Below are 17625 nucleotides of genomic sequence, written 5' to 3'. Positions count from 1 at the left end.
CCACTTTTTGTGAAACTCCGCTTAGTTGATGCCCAGCTCGATGCTTCGACCAGGGATAGCGTTCAGCAGGTTCTGCGTGTACGCGTGCTGCGGGTTATCGAAGACCTCAGAGGTCGTCGCCTGCTCGATAATCTGGCCCTGCTGCATGACGCACACACGATCAGCAATGAGGCGAACCACTGCGAGGTCATGAGTGATGAACAGGTAGGTCAGACCGAGATCGCGCTGCAGCTCAGCAAGCAGCTCGAGGATCTGAGCCTGGACCAGCACGTCAAGCGCAGAAACAGCTTCGTCTAGGACGAGAATTTCAGGCTTGAGTGCGAGACCACGAGCAACAGCCACACGCTGACGCTGGCCACCCGAGAGCTCGTTCGGGTAACGCGTCGCGAGTTCACGCGGTAGTGCGACCTGATCGAGCAGCTCGTTCAGGCGTTCCTTCCGGCTTGCCGCATCGCCAACACCGTGAATCTTGAGCGGCTCAAGAATCGTGTTGCCAATGTTGTGGAGCGGATCGAGTGAACCGTACGGGTCCTGGAACACCGGCTGCAAGCGGCGGCGCAGGTTGAACAGTTCACGACCGTGCATGCCAGCCGTCGACTTACCGTCGATCAGGATGTCACCGCTCGTCGGCTTCTCAAGCTGCAACACCATCTTGGCGATTGTCGACTTACCCGAACCCGATTCACCAACGAGTGCCATGGTCTCGCCACGGTTCACCACAAAGCTCGCGTTCTTCACGGCTGCGAGGTCCTCCGTGCCGAAGTTACCCTTACGGAGTTTGTAGATCTTCGTCAGATCGCGAACCTCGATAACGGGGGTCTTCGACACTTCGAGGTTCTCTGCGCGAGCGGTTGCCATGGCTGCAAGGTCGAACGCTGCGTCACCGGCTGCAACACCGGTGCCCTCTGCCTCACCGATTCGACGCGACGCGAGGCTCGGTGCAGCAGCAACGAGGCGCTTCGTGTACGGGTGCTGCGGGCGCTGCAGAATATCGCGGCTCGGACCAGCCTCGACAATGTTGCCCTTGTACATGACGATGAGCTTCTCAGCACGCTCAGCCGCAAGGCCGAGGTCGTGCGTAATGAAGACAACCGCGGTGCCCTGTTTCTGGGTCAGCGATGCAAGATGGTCAAGCACGACGCGCTGTACGGTCACGTCGAGCGCCGAAGTCGGCTCATCTGCGATGAGGAGCTTCGGGCTTGCCGACATACCGATGCCGATCAGCGCGCGCTGCTTCATACCACCAGAGAACTGGTGCGGGTACTGACGCATGCGCTTGTCAGCGTCCTTCAGGCCAGCCTGCTCGAGTACCTCGACTGCACGCTCACGAATTGCCTTGCGGCCCTTCGCAACGCCATTTGCGCGGATCGCTTCCTCAACTTGGAAGCCAACCGACCATACGGGGTTCAGGTTCGACATGGGATCCTGCGGAACGTGACCGATCTCTCGGCCTCGCAGCGACTCCATCTCACGACGGCTCAGACCCACGAGCTCGCGCCCGTTGAGCTTGATCGATCCGCCAGTTACTGCACCTGTGCCAGGAAGCAGGTCGATGACTGCGTGCATGGTCGTCGACTTGCCCGAACCGGACTCACCCACGATTGCAACAGTCTCGCCGGGGTACACGTCGAAATCAACGCCGTGTACGACCTCGGTCTGCTTCTTCTTTGCACCAAACGAGATACGCAGGTCGCGTACGCTCAGCAGCGGTTCCATCTGCGACTTGGTCCTTTCGTTCATCGACGAGCCCTCGCCTTCGGGTCAAGCGCGTCGCGGACGACCTCGCCCATCATCACGAAACCGAGCACGGTAGTCGCGAGAGCGAGAGACGGCCACATGAGAATCTCAGGCGAGTTGCGCAGATCGCGCTGCGCCGCACTGATGTCGTTGCCCCAGCTCATGAACTCGGACGAGGGAAGACCCACGCCAAGGAACGAGAGCACAGCCTCAGCCACGATCGCCGCCGACAGCGACAGCGTCGTCACCACGATGAGCGGTGCGATCGCGTTGGGGAGCACGTGTGACATCAGGGTGCGGATCCGCGACAGGCCAATCGACTCAGACGCCATAACGAAGTCCGAGTTCTTCACACGAAGGATCTCGCCACGCAGGATACGCGCCGAGACCGGCCATGAGAAGCCACCGATCGCAAGCGCAATAACCCACACGTTGCGGTAGTCAGCGAAGACGGTCATCACGATGACTGCAGCGAGGATGTAGGGAATCGAGAAGAAGATGTCACCCAGACGCGACAGCACGGTATCGACCCAGCCACCGAAGAAGCCGGCGAGCGCACCCATGAACGTACCGATCACGAACGTGATGAGAATCACGATCAGGCCGACGGACACCGAAGTGCCTGCACCCCAGACAACACGCGAATAGATATCGCAGCCCTGGGCATCAAAGCCGAGCGGGTGCCCAGCAGCAGCGGGGTTCTTCGAGAACGCGAGATCACACGCGCGCGGATCGACACTGGTGAACCAGGTCGGGAAGAGCGCCACGAGGGCGACAATAACGATGACGACGGCCGAGATCCAGAACATCGGGCGGCCGCGCATATCGCGCCACGCGTCAAGCCAGAGGTTTGAACGCTTGGCGTCGATACGAACCGCATCGACAGCGGCAACCGGGGTGTCTTCGAACGGAGCGACGTAGTGCTCAGTATTAGGCTTCTGGGACTCAGGCATATCGGATCCTCGGATCAAGTACTGCGTACAGGAGGTCAACGAGCAGGTTTACGCCGAGGTAGACGAGCACCATGACAGTCACGAACGACACTACGGTCGCGTTCTCGCCCTTGATGATTGCCTGGAACAGTGCGTTACCTACGCCAGGGACGTTGAAAATGCCCTCGGTGACCGTTGCGCCGACAATCAGGATGCCGAAGTCGGTGGCTGTGTTCGTCACGGTAGGAATCATCGAGTTGCGGAGCACGTGTACCGGGATGACACGACCGCGGCTCAGACCCTTCGAGTACGCGGTGCGCACGAAGTCCTGGTTCAGCGTGTCGATGACCGAAGCACGCGTCAGTCGCATGCTCGTCGCGTACAAGCTGACGCCCAGAACCAGGCCAGGAAGCAAGAGATCCTGCAATGGAGCGCCAGCACCAACCGTGGGGCTGAACCACCCAAGCTTCACACCGAAGAAGAACTGTGCGCCAAAGGCGATCACGAAGATCGGCACGCTCATGAGGAGCAGGCCGATGATGAGGTTCACGTTATCGAAGATGCCGCCCTTGCGCAGACCTGAGAACAGGCCTACAGCGATTGCAACGAACAGCTCAACAACGATTGCGATGATCGCGAGCTTCACCGTCACGGGGAAGGTACGCGCAAGAACCTCTGAAATCGGCTGACCTGAGAAGCTCATGCCAAAGTCACCGACGAGGACGCCCTTGAGGTACAAGAAGTACTGGACGATAAAGGGCTGATCTAGGTGGTACTGCTCTTTGAGCTGCGCGACCACTGCGGGGTTCGGCGTCTTGTCGCCAAACATTGCAAGGATCGGGTCGCCCGGCATAGCGAAGACCATGAAGTAGATCAGGAATGTGGTGCCCAGGAGGACTGGGATCACCTGGAGAAGCCGGAAAAGGATGTATCTCAGCACGAGCTACTCCTCTCCGGCATGACTGGAAAAGCCAAAATGCGCATCCTCTCAAGAATTTTGATGCGTAAGTTCAGTGTTACTACAGATTAATACCCTAATAAACCGAGAGTCGAGTTCGGCTGGGGCTGTTATCAGAGAGAGGCCCCGAATCCGAAGATTCGGGGCCTCTCCTGAACTCTTAGCTACTTCTTGGTGATTTCGTAGTAGAGGGGAACCGAGTTCCAGCCGAAGGCTACGTTGTCAACGTTCTCGCTGTAGCCGCCGTTCACGTTCTGGTACCAGAGCGGGATTGCGGGGAGATCCTGCAGGAGGATTTCCTGAGCCTGGTTGAACGCCTTGTTCGCGTCCTCAACCGTGTCAGCGGTCGAACCCTGCTTCAGCAGCGCGTCGAACTCGGGATCCGAGAAGTCGCCGTCGTTTGCGCCAGCGTTGGTGCCGAAGATCGGGCCGAGGAAGTTGAACAGACCCGGGTAGTCAGCCTGCCAGCCGGTACGGAATGCCGCGCCGATGGTGCGGTTGGTGACCTCTTCGCGGAGGACGTCGAACTTGGGGTAAACCTTGCCCGCTGCGTCGATACCGAGGTTGTTCTTGATGCCGTTGGTGACAGCGTCAACCCAAGCCTGGTGGTTTGCGTCACCGTTGTACGCGATCTCGAAGGTGCCGGTCCAAGGCGAGATCTTGTCGGCCTCAGCCCACAGCTTCTTTGCCTCTTCAGGGTTGAATTCGAGAACTTCCTTGCCCTTGAGCGAGTCGCTCCAGCCGTCAATGACGGGCGAAGTGAAGTCAACTGCGGGGGTACGGGTGCCGTCGAAGATCTTTTCGGTGATCTGATCGCGGTCAATTGCCATCGAGAGCGCCTGGCGACGGAGCTTGCCCTCTTCACCCTCGAAGTGCGCAAGGGTCTCAGGGATGGTGAAGGTCTGGTTGAGCGCAGCAGGCTGGCTCACAGCGCGGTCACCGAGGTCTGCCTCGTAGTTTGCGTACTGGGTATCGGGGATCTCATCGAGAACGTCGAGGTTGCCAGCGAGCAGGTCAGCGTATGCTGCGTCGAGCGTCGAGTAGAACTTAATGGTCAGGCCATTGTTCTGAACCTCGCGGGTGCCCGAGTAGTCCTCGTTCTTGACGAGCTCGATCTGCTCATCATGAGCCCAAGCCTTGTCCGAAGCGAGCTTGTAGGGGCCGTTACCGATGGGAGCCTGGCCGAATGCCTCCATGTCTTCGAACGCAACGTCAGGAAGCGGCGAGAACGCGGTGTAGCCAAGGCGGATCGGGAAGTCAGCTGCGGGCTGGTTGAGAGTCACGGTGAAGGTGGTGTCATCGACAACCTTCAGGCCCGAAAGCTCTGCAACGTTCTCGTCCCAGCTGAAGCCTTCGATGTCCTCGAAGAAGTAGCTGTTGAGCTGAGCGTTGTCGAGTGCAGCACCGAAGTTCCACGCCTTGACGAAGTTCTCAGCCTTGACCTGGGTACCGTCGCTGAACTTTGCGTCAGGCTTGATCTTGATGGTGAAGGTCTTCGAGTCAGTGGTCTCGATCGACTCAGCCATATCGTTCTCAACCGCACCAGTCTCGGTGTAGTGGATGAGGCCCGAGAAGATGTTATCGGCGATCTTGCCGCCGCCAACCTCGTTAATGTTGGTCGGGATCAGTGCGTTCTGCGGCTCGGTGCCGTTCGCAATGATGATGCCATCGCCAGCAGCTCCGCTGCCGCTGTTCGACGAGCAGCCCGACAGCGCAAGTGCGCCTGCTGCAGCCAGAGCAATAAGGCTCAGGCCAATTCGAGATCGCTTCACAGTCTTCTCTCTTTCTGTTTTGGGTGGCTATTTGGTGCGTGTGTCAGACAGAGCGAGGTCGTCCAGGCCCGCCGCCACAGGCAAACCGCAGCAGTGCGGTCAATAGCCGTTGACTCCTTCATCGTATCGAATAGAAAAATTTCGATGACAAGTGCGGTTCCAAGCGTGATCGAGTCGTGACAGAAACTGTCGTTTCCACGAATCTTCCTGCGCATTTCTCCGCAATTCATGCAGAGTTATACAAAATGTAAGGTGGAATTCGAATTTTCTTGGTTCTGAGACTTTTTGGGTTTGGCGGGCTTGTGTTGGCCGCCAGACGCTAGCCGTTTCTGAGAAAACGAGGGGTTGCATGCGCGTGTAGCGCCCATTCCCGAGAGAACGACGCTGTCTCGGGAGGTTGGCCGACAAGCCAGACAATGCAAAACGGCCGGACCCACATAAGTCCGGCCGTTCAGCTCTAATGTCGAGCGATTACGCAGTCTTCATACTGTCTGCAGCTGCCTGCATGAGGCCCCACACGTTGTCATAGAGCGCCTTTGCATCGGCACAGGTGCCCTCAGGACGAAGCAGTTCGAACTTGCCGTCAGCAAGGCGAGTAATGCCCCATCCTGTGCGGAGCGCCGAGCAGCTCTCCGGGAACGATTCGACAAGATCAGTACACATCACGAGGTTTTCACCCTCGATGTTGTATCCACATGATGAACCGAGGCGATCAGAAAGATCGAAGCTCGCGTTCCACTGGGGAACGGGAATCGGGTAAGTCGCGCCAACTTCGACGGTGGGAGCCTCATCGGTCTTGGGCTCTTCGACAACCTCTTCAGGCTTCTCATCTTCAGAGACGTTTGTATCCGGCGTCGGAGCTACGGGTTCAACCTTTTCAACGGGCGCGGGGGTTACCTCTTCGGCACCACCACGCAGGCCACCGATCAGGAAGGTCGCACCGATGATCGCAACGAGGGCAACCACGCCAACGACAACCCAAGGCATGAACTTCGCACGCGCGTCCTGCGGCGTATCGTCAACGGTTTGGGTGCTACCGCCAACGCTACCGCCATTCCCAGCACTGCCACCGTTTCGAGCGTATGCTGGCGCGGGAGTAGCAGGTGCTGGTGCAGCCGCACGAGGTGCAGCCGCGGGGCGCACTCTCGGCGCTGCCGCTGCGGGAGCGGCAGGAGCGGCAGGAGCGGCAGGAGCCGCCGAACGAAGTGGCGCGGTCGGCGCTGCCGCAGCGGCGGACGTCGAGAGCGGCACGGTGGGTGCCGCGGGTGCCGGAGCGGCCGGTGCAGCAGCTGTGCGAGCAGTCTGCGTCGGCAGCGGAGCCGTCGGAGCTGCAACTTCGGCGGCAGGAGCTGCAACCGGGGCCGTGCGCGCGATCGGAGTCGTCGGTGCAGCTGGCGCTGGGTTCGGCAAAGCCGCGGTGGGCGCCTCGGTCTGAGCCTGGGCGATCAGAGCTGCGGCGCCGCGCTTCGAGCGACGCTTCTGCTTCGGCTGTGCCTCTGCACGGGGAATATCTGGCTGCCGTTCGTGCGTGCGCACCGACTGTTCTTGCGAAAGTCGTTCGCGTGCAGAAACGGGCTGATTTGCCTGCGCGTCAGCCTCAGCGGCTTCATCCAACAGGCCAAACAGTTCTTCGAGCGGATCCTTACTCACACTTCAAGATTACTCATACTGCTGAACAAACGCTGACGGTCAGGCGCGTAAACGCTGAGATACCGCCACGCTAATTCCCGGTTTTCTCGCATTGAACCCGGCCACTCGGGCTTCGTGTTTTGCCATGATTCCTGAGTCACGCAGGGCGATCGTGCCGGGATCTTCCGCCGCAATTCCGGCACGCCAGCGCTCGCTAATGAGTTCCATGCGATCACTCACGGCGTCGAGCAAATTGAGCGGATCAATCCCCCCGTATGAGCGTGCCACGAGCTCGATTCGGCGTGCGACGTCTGCAATTGGTGCTTCACGCATCAGCGGAATCGCGCTCCAGCAGAGAAACGCGACATCATCAATTGGTCGACCAGGAGCCGCACGGTCCCAATCAATCATTCCGCTGAATTTATCGCCGGTGACCACCCAGTTCGTCAGCCCTGGATCGTTATGGCAAATAATCTCACCCGGTTCAAGTGAACGCGTACCGGGCCGCCAGACATCGCTGGTCGGAGTGAAATCAACAACGGCATCGTGAAATGTGCGAAGCCACGCAGCAGCCTCTGCAAGTACCTTGTCAGACACGGCTTGACCGTCAGGGTCGACCGAGTTGCCTGGCAGAAACTCGAGCACCTCACGCCCATCGGCATCAATACCGAAAAGCTGCGGAACACCAGCAACATTGCGCGAATGTAGATGCTGAAGGAGTTCGTGTACCGCCGGCGTCCATGCGCCGGTTGGTCGGTGCACACGCATCTCGCCAGATGCGGTCGCGATTTTCCATACTCCACCAGAACCGCCTGGCAGGTGCACGCCAATAGCGGCATCTTTCGCTGTGCCAGTGTCTGTGTCAGTCAAAGACGAGGTGTTCATGCAAGGTACTCACGCTGGTTGGGATCGGGCAATCGGATGGGAGTGGTCTCCGTCGGCACACCGTGCAACGTCGTATGCAGGCGTTCCATACGCTCGTCGAGCTCAGATGCCGTCACAGCGGCACTTCGCAACTCATCGATCAGGCCGTCTGGCACATGGCGCTGGTATTTGTAATAAATCTTGTGCTCAAGGCTTGCCCAGAAGTCCATTGCAATCGTGCGGAACTGCACCTCAACAGGAACGTCAACGCGACCGCTTGAAAGGAACACCGGTACAGAGATAATCGCGTGCAGGCTCTTATAGCCGTTCGGCTTCGGGTCAACGATGTAGTCCTCAACTTCGAGCACCGTCACGTCGTCTTGCTGTGTCAGGAGGTCAAATAGTTTGTACACATCGCGGCGGAACGCACAGGTCACGCGCACGCCAGCGATGTCTCGCACCTCGCGACGGATGGAGTCGATGTCGGGACTAATGCCACGACGTTCGACCTTTGCGAGCAGGCTGTCAATGCTCTTTACCCGGCTCGAGACATGCTCGATCGGATGGTACTCGTGCATGTGCAGAAACTCTTCACGAAGAATGTCAAGCTTCGTTTCGACCTCTTGCATCGCAAAGCGGTACTCAAGGTGAAATTTCTGGAAACGGTCACCAAGGCTCCGCAGCTCACTCGGCGAGATCGAAATCTCATCACCGACAAGATCGGTGGGGAGCGCAAGCGACTCACTGCCCGATGGAAGCGTGTGTTCGTTCATGACGTCAGGCTACAACCGACCACTGACATCACACCCGGAAGTTACGGAGAGTCAGCTGCGAGCGCAAATACTTACAGCAGGAATCGTGTGAGTGATGCGATGACCGCGTCAGGCTGCTCCGAGTGCACCCAGTGACCCGCATCCCGCACTGTGACGCGGAGCACACGCGGGAAAAGCTCGCGCATTGCCGGCAGATCCTCGTCCGTAACGTAGCTCGACTTTTCCCCGCGCATCCAGAGCACAGGGCCACGGAACTGGCGGCCCGTCATATCTGGGAAGTCCATGATGGTGGGCAGCTCATGACTCAACAGTGCAAGGTTCGGCTGCCACGTGAAGCCATCGTCGGTCCGCTTCAGGTTCTGCAGCAGGAACGATCGCACGGATGCCGACTCAATCGATTCTTCGAGCATTTTTTCTGCGTGACGGCGGTCGGGAAGCGTTGCCAGGTCGATCTTCAGGAGCGAATCGAAGAGGTGACGGAAGTTGCCGCGATCCGCGCCCCTACCAACGGGCGAAATGTCGATGATCACGAGGCGCCGGATGAGCCCCGGGTGACGAAGTGCGAGCACCATTGCGACTTTGCCACCCATTGAATGGCCGATGAGATCGACGGGGCCTTCACCTGGGAAGGATTCGAGGATGTGCGCAGCGACTAGGTCAGCCATTTCCTCGAATACGAAGTGCTCAGTCCAGCCGGAGGCGCCGTGATTCGGAAGATCAATGAGCAGGCTGTCTGCGTGCGACGAAAGTGCCTGCGCAACCTTCGTGAAGTTCTTCCCGCGACCGAAGAGACCGTGCAGGAAGACGATGCGATGGCGCGGACCACCCGGAGATTCCGTGGCGGAAGAATTTTCCTGATCGCCAGAGATAAGGGTGGAACGAATGGGGCCTGAGAGCTTCTCGATCACCGTTCCACGCTACCCGGTGATCCTGAAAATAATAAATGTAGGAGGTATCGTTTTTTCAACGATCACTCAACTGGCCTCCAGCGGCGCGGACCAGACAACAGCGTGCGAAGGTGAACCCTGCGGATATCTGCCATCTGCGCGCTCAAAACTGGCGCCAGATCGCGTCACGCAGAATGCGCCGCACAGGATTCACCTTCGCAATGGACCTCGGCTCCCCAGCCGTGATCCGGAGCCGCAACGGCCCCACCCAACGAACTATTTTAGGTACAGATTCTGGGAAATCACGGGAGGCCGGAACATTTGTTACGACCTCCCGTGATTTTCTATGCGCTCACATCAATCAGGCGCACTCCCCCACATTTCGACGGCGTGTCGTCAGTAGTGACCCGCAGAGACAGCTTCAACTCGCAAAGCCGTCTGCCCGTGGCTACCCCTCGAGGTCGTAGACCTCTTCTGGGGGAAGTGCGAGAATTCGGTCACGCATCTCACGCTTTAACACTTCGAGCCGTTCGAGCTCGGCCTCACCTTTCCCGGGGCGCGCAGTGAGTTCAATAAACTCGGGCACGACAATATCTGTGTCACGAATCACACTCGTCACCGTCACCTCACCAACGCTGAACTCAAACACGTAACGCTGCAGGGTCGTGCCACGTTCTGGCCGCGCGAGGTCGGGAATGATCTCGTATCGGTCACCGGTCACGGATCGCGTCATGAGTTCGAATGCATCACGCGCACCCGGGCCACCGAACGGGGTGCGGATCCGCAGGGCTCGGCGATCCACTCGACCAGATTCGAGTCGCGCTTCGAGCGCAGGAATGGCGCGACCGAGAGCCGCAAACGCGTGCGCGACACCACCCGGGAACTCTGGCCCGTGGTACCGCATGCAGTCAGCAAACGTGATTGTGTGGGCAAGTCCGTTTTCCCACAGCGTGATCTCACGAGTCGTTGCCGTTGGCCCTGTTGCGGTTGATTCGTTGGTCGCGTCTCCCGCGGCGATCTCATCTGCCAGCCAGGCGAGCGATCGATAGAGCAGCTGCGTCGCACCGGGCATAAACCCTGAACCGTGGTGGTAGACGGGGTCCATTGTGCTGACCAGCACTCGCGCACCGTTGGCAGGCTCCCACACCGCAAGAATCGAGCCGTCAACGCTGCCGTCAACGTGATCCAGGTCGACGAGACTCGTCGCATCCGTCGGAAGCTCAAGCACACCATGGGAATGCCAGATCACCGAGCGGTCGGAGAAGTGTCGCTGCGCAGGATGCTCGCGCGCGACGCGACGCTTGCGGTGCGGCTCCCCTGTGCGCCACCACCAGAAGATGGTCGGACGCTCGTGTTCAACGAGCTGGGGAAACCACGAACCGACACGGTTTTCCCCGAACACAGCACCGGGAACACCCGCCGCAAACCGTTCGAGCAGCGCTGGGCCTGCCAGGGCAAGTAGATCCTGACGCAGTCGGTCGCTCACCAAGATCGCATCGGCCTCAGATAGCACGTCCACCGCGCTCTCCCCCGCCTTGGCGTTGCGCACCCGTAGTAGCTCGTCGCCGAGTTCACGCGCGAGATCTCGAATGTGTACTGGAGCGAGGTTGTAGATGCCGAGCGCAGGATCGGTGAGCGTTGCGAGCTGGGCGTGCGATCCACCGTGAACAAAGGCAATTCGCCGGGTCATGCTGCACCTGCTTTCTGTTCGTCTTCAGCACGGAGCCATGCGGCGAGCTGCGCACCCATGTGAGCCGTGCCGCGATCTGCCGAAATGAAGTGAGTAAGGTCGTTGCCGCAGTGCACGAGCACCCGTCCTGCGCCGAGCGAATACTCATAGTCGATAGGCGCCAGGAGCTCTCCTAGGCCGTGAATGACCGTGGCATTCTCAGGCAGCCAGGCGGGGTAGCCGCAACCGTAGAATCCAGCAACACCGATCTCCCGCAGGCGTTCGAGCGTCTGCGGGCCAGGCTCACCAGTGCTGAAGAGGAACAGATCAGGGTCGGCTCCTTCCCATACCGGGTGCTCGTGCAGACGCGTGAGCCGCAGGTCGCGTGGTCCAGCGAACGCGAGTTTGCGCCAGGTCGCGAGTCCTGTCAGGAACGATCGCTGCACGTGACCGTTCACCAGCACGCGTCCACCGCGCTCCACAAAACCATCAAGCAGCGGCTGCTGCTCAGCAAGAAACACCTGATCGGCGTCACCCGCGATGATGATGCCGGTCACCCGGCTGAGGTCGGTCTCTGGCAGCCGGTACACGTCAAGCGCCACTGGCTCGTCAGACGCGGCCACCGGCAGCGGCGGCGTCTCCTGCATTACTGCGCGAATAATCACACTCGCACTCCTTCTACTGTGGGCGCGGGTCGCGCCGCATCAGACCAAGCCGCAGGTACGGCCGGGCCAAAATCAGGAACGATGAGGCGCCGCAGCGCACTCGGGGTCGTCACATCGGCGGTCTGCATCCCAAGCCCATACAGCTCAGACAGCAGCTCCTCGGTGAGGAGCTCCCCGGTGGCACCGACGCGCACGTCATCTGGGCCGACAATGAGGAGCGAGCGTTCCGCGATATGGAACGCATGGTCAGGGTGGTGCGTGGTCATCACAATGGCCATGCCTTCGTCGGCGAGCGATCGGAGCACACGCAGCACACGCGCCTGGTTCCGCAGGTCGAGTGCAGACGCAGGCTCATCGAGCACCATGCTGCTGCATTCTGACGCGAGCGCACGCGCAATCAACACGAGCTGCCGTTCACCGCCGCTCAGGCGCGGGTAACTGCGATCCGCCAAATGCGAGATGCCGATGCGCTCAAGCGCAGCGTCTGCGATCTCTCGGTCATGCTTGCCCGGGGTCGACATTGCACGCACATGTCGCGCGCGCCCCATGAGCACGACCTCGCGCACGGGGAAGGCAAACGCGCTCGCGTGGCTCTGTGGCACAAATCCGACGTGTCCCTCGCGCTCAACTTCACCGGAAGCGGGAACCCGCAGCCCGGCAAGCGTTGAGACCAGCGTGGTCTTACCGCGCGCATTCGGACCGAGCACCGCCAGAACCTCACCGGCGGGAATGGTGACGTCTACATCGCGAAACGTCCAGTCAGCTGAGCGCCCATAACGGTGCCCCAGCCCGGTTGCCCTAATCATTGCCGCCCCACATTCGCTTTCCATTCTTAATAAGGAGCCCCACGAAGAACGGGGCACCAATGATTGCCGTGAGAATGCCAATGGGAATTTCGGCAGTGGTGAGTGTGCGCGAGAGCGTATCGATGAGTACGAGATAGCTCGCGCCAAGTAGTGCGCTCGCGGGAAGCACGAAACGGTTGTCGACTCCAATGAGCATTCGCACCAAATGCGGCACCACGAGACCGACCCAACCAATAACGCCGGTGACAGCGACCGCTCCCGCGGTGATGAGTGCCACTGCGATCAGGAGAACCATGCGGGTGCGGGCAGGATCCGCGCCCAATGCCCGCGCATCTTCGTCGCCCATCGAGAGCAGATTGACGCGCCAGCGCAGAGCGAGAATTACGGCACCAGCAATCACGATCGGGAACGCAGCAAGGACAAGCTTCGAATAGCTCGCCGTCGCGAGCGAGCCCATCAGCCAGAACACGATCGACGGCAGCTCACCGTTCGGATCGGCAACGTATGTGAGTATCGACACAAAGGCGTTGAACATCGCGCCGATGACCGTGCCCGCGAGAATCACCATAAGGAGCGGCGACCCGGGAGTCACACGCGCGATGAGCAGAACGAGCACGAGGGCAACGAGCCCGCCGACAAACGCGCCACCGACGAGGTAGGCGCCGCCGAGTCCGGCGAGGATCATGAGCACGCCGCCGAGTGAAGCGCCGGATGAGACACCCAGTACCTGCGCGCTCGCGAGCGGGTTGCGGAAGACGGCCTGCATCGCGGCGCCGCTCAGCGCCAGCCCCGCACCGACGAGTGCCCCGAGCAGTACGCGCGGTAGACGCACGTCGAGCACAACGGTGCCCTGCTGATCGGTCCAGGTCTGATCGACCGGGAGGAAACTTCCGAGCAGAATGCGGGCGGTGTCCGTCACCGGCACCGCGAAGCGGCCGACCGAGAGCGACACCAGGATCGCGAGCACGAGCAGCACCGCGAGCGCTGCGATGACCGTACTGGGGCGGATCACGCGGCGGGCAGCCGGCGCTGGTGTCACGTCGGTGCCGACTGGCGCGCCCGAGGAGGCGGTGCCGGTCGCGCCGGCACCGCCAGTCACAGCTGCCGAGTTAGCGGAGGAACTGGTCATAGTTCGCACCCGACACGTTGTCTTCGAAGCGCAGGACGCCATCGAGCTCGTCCTCTGAGAGGTCGTAGGCGAAGAGATCATCGAACGCATCGATCGTGTCTTCGCGCAGGTCAACGTTGCCGGCTTCCGGGTAGAGCAGGTGGAACATCCACTCCCACATGAGCGGCGACTCCGAGCCAGGAACCTGCCAGCGGTAGCCGCCGAGCGGGGTCTTGTACACACGGCCATCCTTGACCGCCTGGACCGATGCAAGGCGCGAGTCAGCCATGATCTGCTCGGGGGTCGACTCGTCAAATGCGCTGAGGAAGATGACCTCGGGGTTCCATTCGAGGATCTGCTCTGGGCTCACCTGTCCGGTGTCCGAGACGAAGTCCTGCGAGACGAGGTCAGCACCGACGAGGTCGAACTGGAAGCCGTCGTAGCCACTGCCGGTCGTCGCCGAGTAGCTGTCTGCCGCTGCGGAGAGCATGATTGCGCGCGGGCGCTCAGTCTTCTGCGCCGCAACCTGCTCCTGCATCTCGGCAATCTGCTCGTGCTGCCACGCCACAAGCTCTTCGCCACGCTCTGGCTTGCCCGCAATCTCAGAGAAGAGCGTGAGCCAGGTCTCGAGGTCCTCCTGCGTGCCGTACTTCAGGCCAACGACCGGGATGCCGGCATTCTCGATCGGTGCGATGACGTCATCACCGCGATCGCCCCACTGCACGACAACGTCAGGCTGCAGCGTGAGCAAGGTTTCAACGTTCGGCACGAAGTCTGCGCCAGCAACCGTGGTCGTGCTCGAAGACTCAGGGAACATCGTCGCGAACATGCCACCCTGGTTTGCCTGCAGGGTCGACTCGTTGATACCAACGATGCGATCGTACGAGCGATCTACCGCAGCGAAGATCGACGGCGCTGGCATCACCGTGAACGCCACCTTCTCGACGTTTGCCGGAAGTTCGACAGTCTCGCCTCGCTGATCTGTCAGGACAATGCCGCTGTCAGCAGACTTCGACTTCGCCTCACTTGCGGATTCCGAGGTGCACCCGGTGAGCAGGAGCGTGACGGCGCTCACGGTAGCGAGCGCGCCAAGTCCGGTTCGTCGAAGCTTGGCGGAGAACGAGTGGGTTCTGGACAGGGATGACATTCGTGCCTTTCGGTGGCGAAAATATGAACGTCGTAACCATATCTGACGTTAGTAAGGTTTGCCTAACTAACATCAGATTAGCTAACATGACGCACGCTTTGCCCCCGATCACCCCACTCAGGGTTCCGTTGCGCCCGCTGCCCCCACGCCGATCGCGCGAACTGCAGATCTTGCACCTCAAGCTCAGCGGGAGGGGCGCCATGAACAGCGCGGAATGCTCGCGTAAACGCAGGCAGATGCGCATATCCCACCTCGCGCGACACCTCGGATGGCTTTGCCCCGGCACCGAGCATGTGCCTGGCGCCCGTCATTCGAAGCAGCCTGCGCAACACCACAAGCGAGACCCCAGCGCGCTCACCCACCATCCGCTGCAGCATTCGTTCATCCATTCCCAGTCGATCCGAAAGCCGCAGGTTCGACTCATGCGGCGAGCGCGCACTCATGCTCGCAAAGTTTGCGAGCACCGTGTCTCCCGCGGTTACCTCAGCGACGGTCGACCCAGTGAGCACCGCACAAAACCCCCGCTCCGCGTCAATTCCAACCGCACCGACCGCGGTGTATGCGGCAAGCATCATTGACGTCAGAAATGTTGCCCAGCTGCGCGGGAACGAGCGGCTCTCCTACCCCGCCAGTAGCGCCTGACCGGAACCCGACCGGAAGCACGATCGAGCCTGGCGGGATTTCTAGCGAGTTTGGCATTCCGGCCGGAATAACGACCGCTTGCCCCTCACGCAACTCAATGGTCCGGTCGCGCACCATCAGCCGCGATCCGCCCACCGCTGCCCACACGGCAACGTGAGCGCCATTCGCTCGCACCCAGGTGCCTTGCGAGTGCCCGCGCACCACACGCGGCAACACCACCCGCCCCTCATGTGACCGCGGGTCGCCATTCAGCACCTCCTCGCGCCAGCGCCCCGGCGTCACACCAACCTCGCGCGTGAAGGCGCGAATAAATCCGGCGAGACTCAAATAGCCGACCTGGTGCGCCACCCAATCGAGCGATCGACCCTCCTGAATGAGCTTCACAGCAGCCACCACCCGAGAGCGACGTAGCCAGCCAGCCAATGTCATGCCGGTCTCAGCGAGGAAATTTCTCTGTACGGTGCGCTGACTCCACCCCAATCCGGAGCGCGCGAGCCACTCAGCGACGTCAAGTTCTGGGTGAGCCGCGAGCAATTCGGCGGAGGCGCGGAGATCTTTCGATGTCGGCCACACCAATTCGGGCACAGCCAATTCATCAGCACCGTGAACCTCCACCGGAGACGGCGACGCATCGAGGTAACCAAGTGAGCCTCCGAACGCGCGCGCAAGTTCGGGCAGGAGGCGCCGCTCCACAGTCACGCGAACCCCGGACGTCGCCCCTACCCCGACGGCAGGCACGGGGAGCACCACATCTCCGTGCTCAACACGGATCGAAAGCATGTCACCAGCTGCAATCCATATGCCGCAACCGGCGCGCACGATGGCCTCACCAACGGCGGTGCGGAATCGGGCCGCCCCAGCGAGCACAACAAACAGCACCGATTCGCGCATTCGAACAGGATCCCCATGGGGAGCGGGTAACACGATGTCGTTTCCTATCAACAGATCTAAGTTAGGTAAGGCTAACTTTGATGTTATCGCGGGCTACTGAACCGCGCAGAATTACGTACATATCTTTGAAAGGCTGCACTCAGCATGGCCAGACGACTGCCCACATTCATCGCCGCGATGGGAGCCATTTTGCTCCTCGCTGGCTGCTCGGGCACACCGGCAACCACCACCGACGACACCACCGCAGGGAACACCGCAAGCGGCGACTGGCCTCGCACCATCGATCACGCAGCAGGGAGCACCACGATTGATGAGGCTCCGCTTCGCATTGTGTCGACCTCGCCGTCGCTGACCGGTAGCCTCCTCGCTATTGATGCCCCGCTCGTCGCTGCGGGTGCGGCAACGGTCACCCCACTCACCGACGACAAGGGCTTCTTCACTCAGTGGGCAGATGTCGCCGACGAGCGCGGTGTCGAGGTCGCATACGCAAACCTCACGCTCGACATCGACGCGATCGATCAGTTCGAACCAGACCTCATCATCGGCTCAGCGAACGGTGGCGACGCGACGAGCGACGCGTACGACCAGCTCTCGGAGATCGCGCCCACCGTGCTGCTCGACTACAGCAGCGTCACCTGGCAGGAGCTCACAACGGAACTCGGTGAGATCACCGGTCTCGAATCGAACGCATCTGAGCGTCTTGCCGAGTATGACAGCTGGGTTGCCGGCGAGGCAGCAAAGCTCACGCTCCCTGAACAGCCCGCCACGGCACTCGTCTACATGGGCGCAGAGGGCGCCTGGTAGTTCTTGCCGGAGAGCCCGCAGGCACAGCTCCTCTCGTCGCTCGGCTTCACCTATGAGCGCGCGAACGACGCGTTTGCCGCTGAGGGTCAGGCCGGCCGCGACGTCGACGTCCTCTCCAGCGAGAACATGGCAGCTGGCCTCGAACAGGCACAGAGCATCTTCATCGTCGCAATGGGAGGTGGCGACCCGGTCGCTGACTTCACGGGCGACCCACTGCTCGCTAACCAGTCGGCAGTCGCAAACGATCGCGTGTACAGCCTGGGCTCGCAGTCATTCCGCCTCGACTACTACAGCGCCAAGCAGACGGTAGAACTCATCGTCGACACCTTCGCCAAGTAGGC

17 protein-coding genes are annotated in these 17625 nt (G+C 60.7%); 2 read left to right on the top strand and 15 right to left on the bottom strand.

What is annotated here, in order from left to right; all coding sequences use genetic code 11:
• Positions 1-21: 21 nt before the first annotated feature.
• The 15 genes from ICL81_RS01200 to ICL81_RS01125 all read right to left on the bottom strand — a co-directional run bounded on the left by ICL81_RS01200 (position 22) and on the right by ICL81_RS01125 (position 16480).
• Positions 22-1740 (bottom strand): ABC transporter ATP-binding protein, encoded by a 1719-nt coding sequence (locus tag ICL81_RS01200; RefSeq protein WP_188033174.1) that lies wholly within the window; start codon positions 1738-1740, stop codon positions 22-24.
• Positions 1737-2690, bottom strand: a complete 954-nt coding sequence (locus tag ICL81_RS01195; protein WP_188033173.1) for an ABC transporter permease — start codon at positions 2688-2690, stop codon at positions 1737-1739. Before ICL81_RS01195 ends, ICL81_RS01200 begins: the two co-directional genes overlap by 4 nt.
• Positions 2683-3609: an ABC transporter permease gene (locus ICL81_RS01190; protein WP_188033172.1), complete on the bottom strand. Its 927-nt coding sequence runs from the start codon at positions 3607-3609 to the stop codon at positions 2683-2685. The genes ICL81_RS01195 and ICL81_RS01190 overlap by 8 nt, the downstream gene beginning before the upstream one ends.
• 182 nt (positions 3610-3791) lie before the next feature.
• Positions 3792-5399 carry an ABC transporter substrate-binding protein gene (locus ICL81_RS01185; RefSeq protein WP_188033171.1) on the bottom strand — a complete coding sequence of 536 codons (1608 nt, stop codon included), beginning with the start codon at positions 5397-5399 and terminating at the stop codon, positions 3792-3794.
• 471 nt (positions 5400-5870) lie between these two features.
• Positions 5871-7049 (bottom strand): hypothetical protein, encoded by a 1179-nt coding sequence (locus ICL81_RS01180; RefSeq protein ID WP_188033170.1) that lies wholly within the window; start codon positions 7047-7049, stop codon positions 5871-5873.
• Positions 7050-7088: 39 nt separating this feature from the next.
• Positions 7089-7898, bottom strand: coding sequence for a phosphotransferase (locus ICL81_RS01175; protein WP_251381601.1), 810 nt, complete (start codon positions 7896-7898; stop codon positions 7089-7091).
• An 11-nt stretch (positions 7899-7909) separates the two neighbouring features.
• On the bottom strand, positions 7910-8665 hold the full coding sequence (locus ICL81_RS01170) for a GTP pyrophosphokinase family protein (RefSeq protein ID WP_188033168.1): 756 nt from the start codon (positions 8663-8665) through the stop codon (positions 7910-7912).
• Positions 8666-8736: 71 nt separating this feature from the next.
• Positions 8737-9573 carry an alpha/beta fold hydrolase gene (locus ICL81_RS01165; protein ID WP_353055380.1) on the bottom strand — a complete coding sequence of 279 codons (837 nt, stop codon included), beginning with the start codon at positions 9571-9573 and terminating at the stop codon, positions 8737-8739.
• Between the two features lie 427 nt (positions 9574-10000).
• On the bottom strand, positions 10001-11242 hold the full coding sequence (locus ICL81_RS11820) for a hypothetical protein (RefSeq protein ID WP_215394723.1): 1242 nt from the start codon (positions 11240-11242) through the stop codon (positions 10001-10003).
• Positions 11239-11886, bottom strand: coding sequence for a hypothetical protein (locus ICL81_RS01150; protein WP_188033167.1), 648 nt, complete (start codon positions 11884-11886; stop codon positions 11239-11241). Before ICL81_RS01150 ends, ICL81_RS11820 begins: the two co-directional genes overlap by 4 nt.
• Complete coding sequence (locus tag ICL81_RS01145; protein ID WP_188033166.1) at positions 11883-12692, bottom strand: ABC transporter ATP-binding protein; 810 nt, start codon at positions 12690-12692, stop codon at positions 11883-11885. Before ICL81_RS01145 ends, ICL81_RS01150 begins: the two co-directional genes overlap by 4 nt.
• Complete coding sequence (locus tag ICL81_RS01140; protein ID WP_188033165.1) at positions 12685-13821, bottom strand: iron ABC transporter permease; 1137 nt, start codon at positions 13819-13821, stop codon at positions 12685-12687. The genes ICL81_RS01145 and ICL81_RS01140 overlap by 8 nt, the downstream gene beginning before the upstream one ends.
• On the bottom strand, positions 13802-14947 hold the full coding sequence (locus tag ICL81_RS01135) for an ABC transporter substrate-binding protein (RefSeq protein ID WP_188033164.1): 1146 nt from the start codon (positions 14945-14947) through the stop codon (positions 13802-13804). The genes ICL81_RS01140 and ICL81_RS01135 overlap by 20 nt, the downstream gene beginning before the upstream one ends.
• A 77-nt stretch (positions 14948-15024) precedes the next feature.
• The gene (locus ICL81_RS01130; protein ID WP_188033163.1) at positions 15025-15522 is read right to left on the bottom strand and encodes a helix-turn-helix domain-containing protein; all 498 of its coding nucleotides are present in this window, start codon (positions 15520-15522) and stop codon (positions 15025-15027) included.
• Positions 15479-16480 (bottom strand): AraC family transcriptional regulator, encoded by a 1002-nt coding sequence (locus ICL81_RS01125; RefSeq protein WP_188033162.1) that lies wholly within the window; start codon positions 16478-16480, stop codon positions 15479-15481. The genes ICL81_RS01130 and ICL81_RS01125 overlap by 44 nt, the downstream gene beginning before the upstream one ends.
• 144 nt (positions 16481-16624) lie before the next feature.
• On the opposite strand from ICL81_RS01125, the gene fepB reads away from it, so the two are divergent.
• Entirely contained in the window at positions 16625-17284 is a 660-nt protein-coding gene (fepB, locus tag ICL81_RS01120) for a Fe2+-enterobactin ABC transporter substrate-binding protein (RefSeq protein WP_251381599.1), read from the top strand.
• A 3-nt stretch (positions 17285-17287) separates the two neighbouring features.
• On the top strand, positions 17288-17623 hold the full coding sequence (locus tag ICL81_RS11880; RefSeq protein WP_251381597.1) for a hypothetical protein: 336 nt from the start codon (positions 17288-17290) through the stop codon (positions 17621-17623).
• Positions 17624-17625: the final 2 nt, after the last annotated feature.

This window comes from Leucobacter sp. cx-328 (genome assembly GCF_014530035.1).
GTDB lineage: Bacteria > Actinomycetota > Actinomycetes > Actinomycetales > Microbacteriaceae > Leucobacter.
This window is presented reverse-complemented; position numbering and strand designations above follow the sequence as displayed.

What these genes read in the sequence shown, in the direction of transcription:
- ICL81_RS01200 (WP_188033174.1), bottom strand. Translation starts at nt 1,740, where the DNA reads ATGAACGAAAGGACCAAGTCGCAGATGGAACCGCTGCTGAGCGTACGC.
- ICL81_RS01195 (WP_188033173.1), bottom strand. Translation starts at nt 2,690, where the DNA reads ATGCCTGAGTCCCAGAAGCCTAATACTGAGCACTACGTCGCTCCGTTC.
- ICL81_RS01170 (WP_188033168.1), bottom strand. Translation starts at nt 8,665, where the DNA reads ATGAACGAACACACGCTTCCATCGGGCAGTGAGTCGCTTGCGCTCCCC.
- ICL81_RS11820 (WP_215394723.1), bottom strand. Translation starts at nt 11,242, where the DNA reads ATGACCCGGCGAATTGCCTTTGTTCACGGTGGATCGCACGCCCAGCTC.
- ICL81_RS01145 (WP_188033166.1), bottom strand. Translation starts at nt 12,692, where the DNA reads ATGATTAGGGCAACCGGGCTGGGGCACCGTTATGGGCGCTCAGCTGAC.
- ICL81_RS01140 (WP_188033165.1), bottom strand. Translation starts at nt 13,821, where the DNA reads ATGACCAGTTCCTCCGCTAACTCGGCAGCTGTGACTGGCGGTGCCGGC.
- ICL81_RS01135 (WP_188033164.1), bottom strand. Translation starts at nt 14,947, where the DNA reads ATGTCATCCCTGTCCAGAACCCACTCGTTCTCCGCCAAGCTTCGACGA.
- ICL81_RS01130 (WP_188033163.1), bottom strand. Translation starts at nt 15,522, where the DNA reads ATGATGCTTGCCGCATACACCGCGGTCGGTGCGGTTGGAATTGACGCG.
- ICL81_RS01125 (WP_188033162.1), bottom strand. Translation starts at nt 16,480, where the DNA reads ATGCGCGAATCGGTGCTGTTTGTTGTGCTCGCTGGGGCGGCCCGATTC.
- fepB (WP_251381599.1), top strand. Translation starts at nt 16,625, where the DNA reads ATGGCCAGACGACTGCCCACATTCATCGCCGCGATGGGAGCCATTTTG.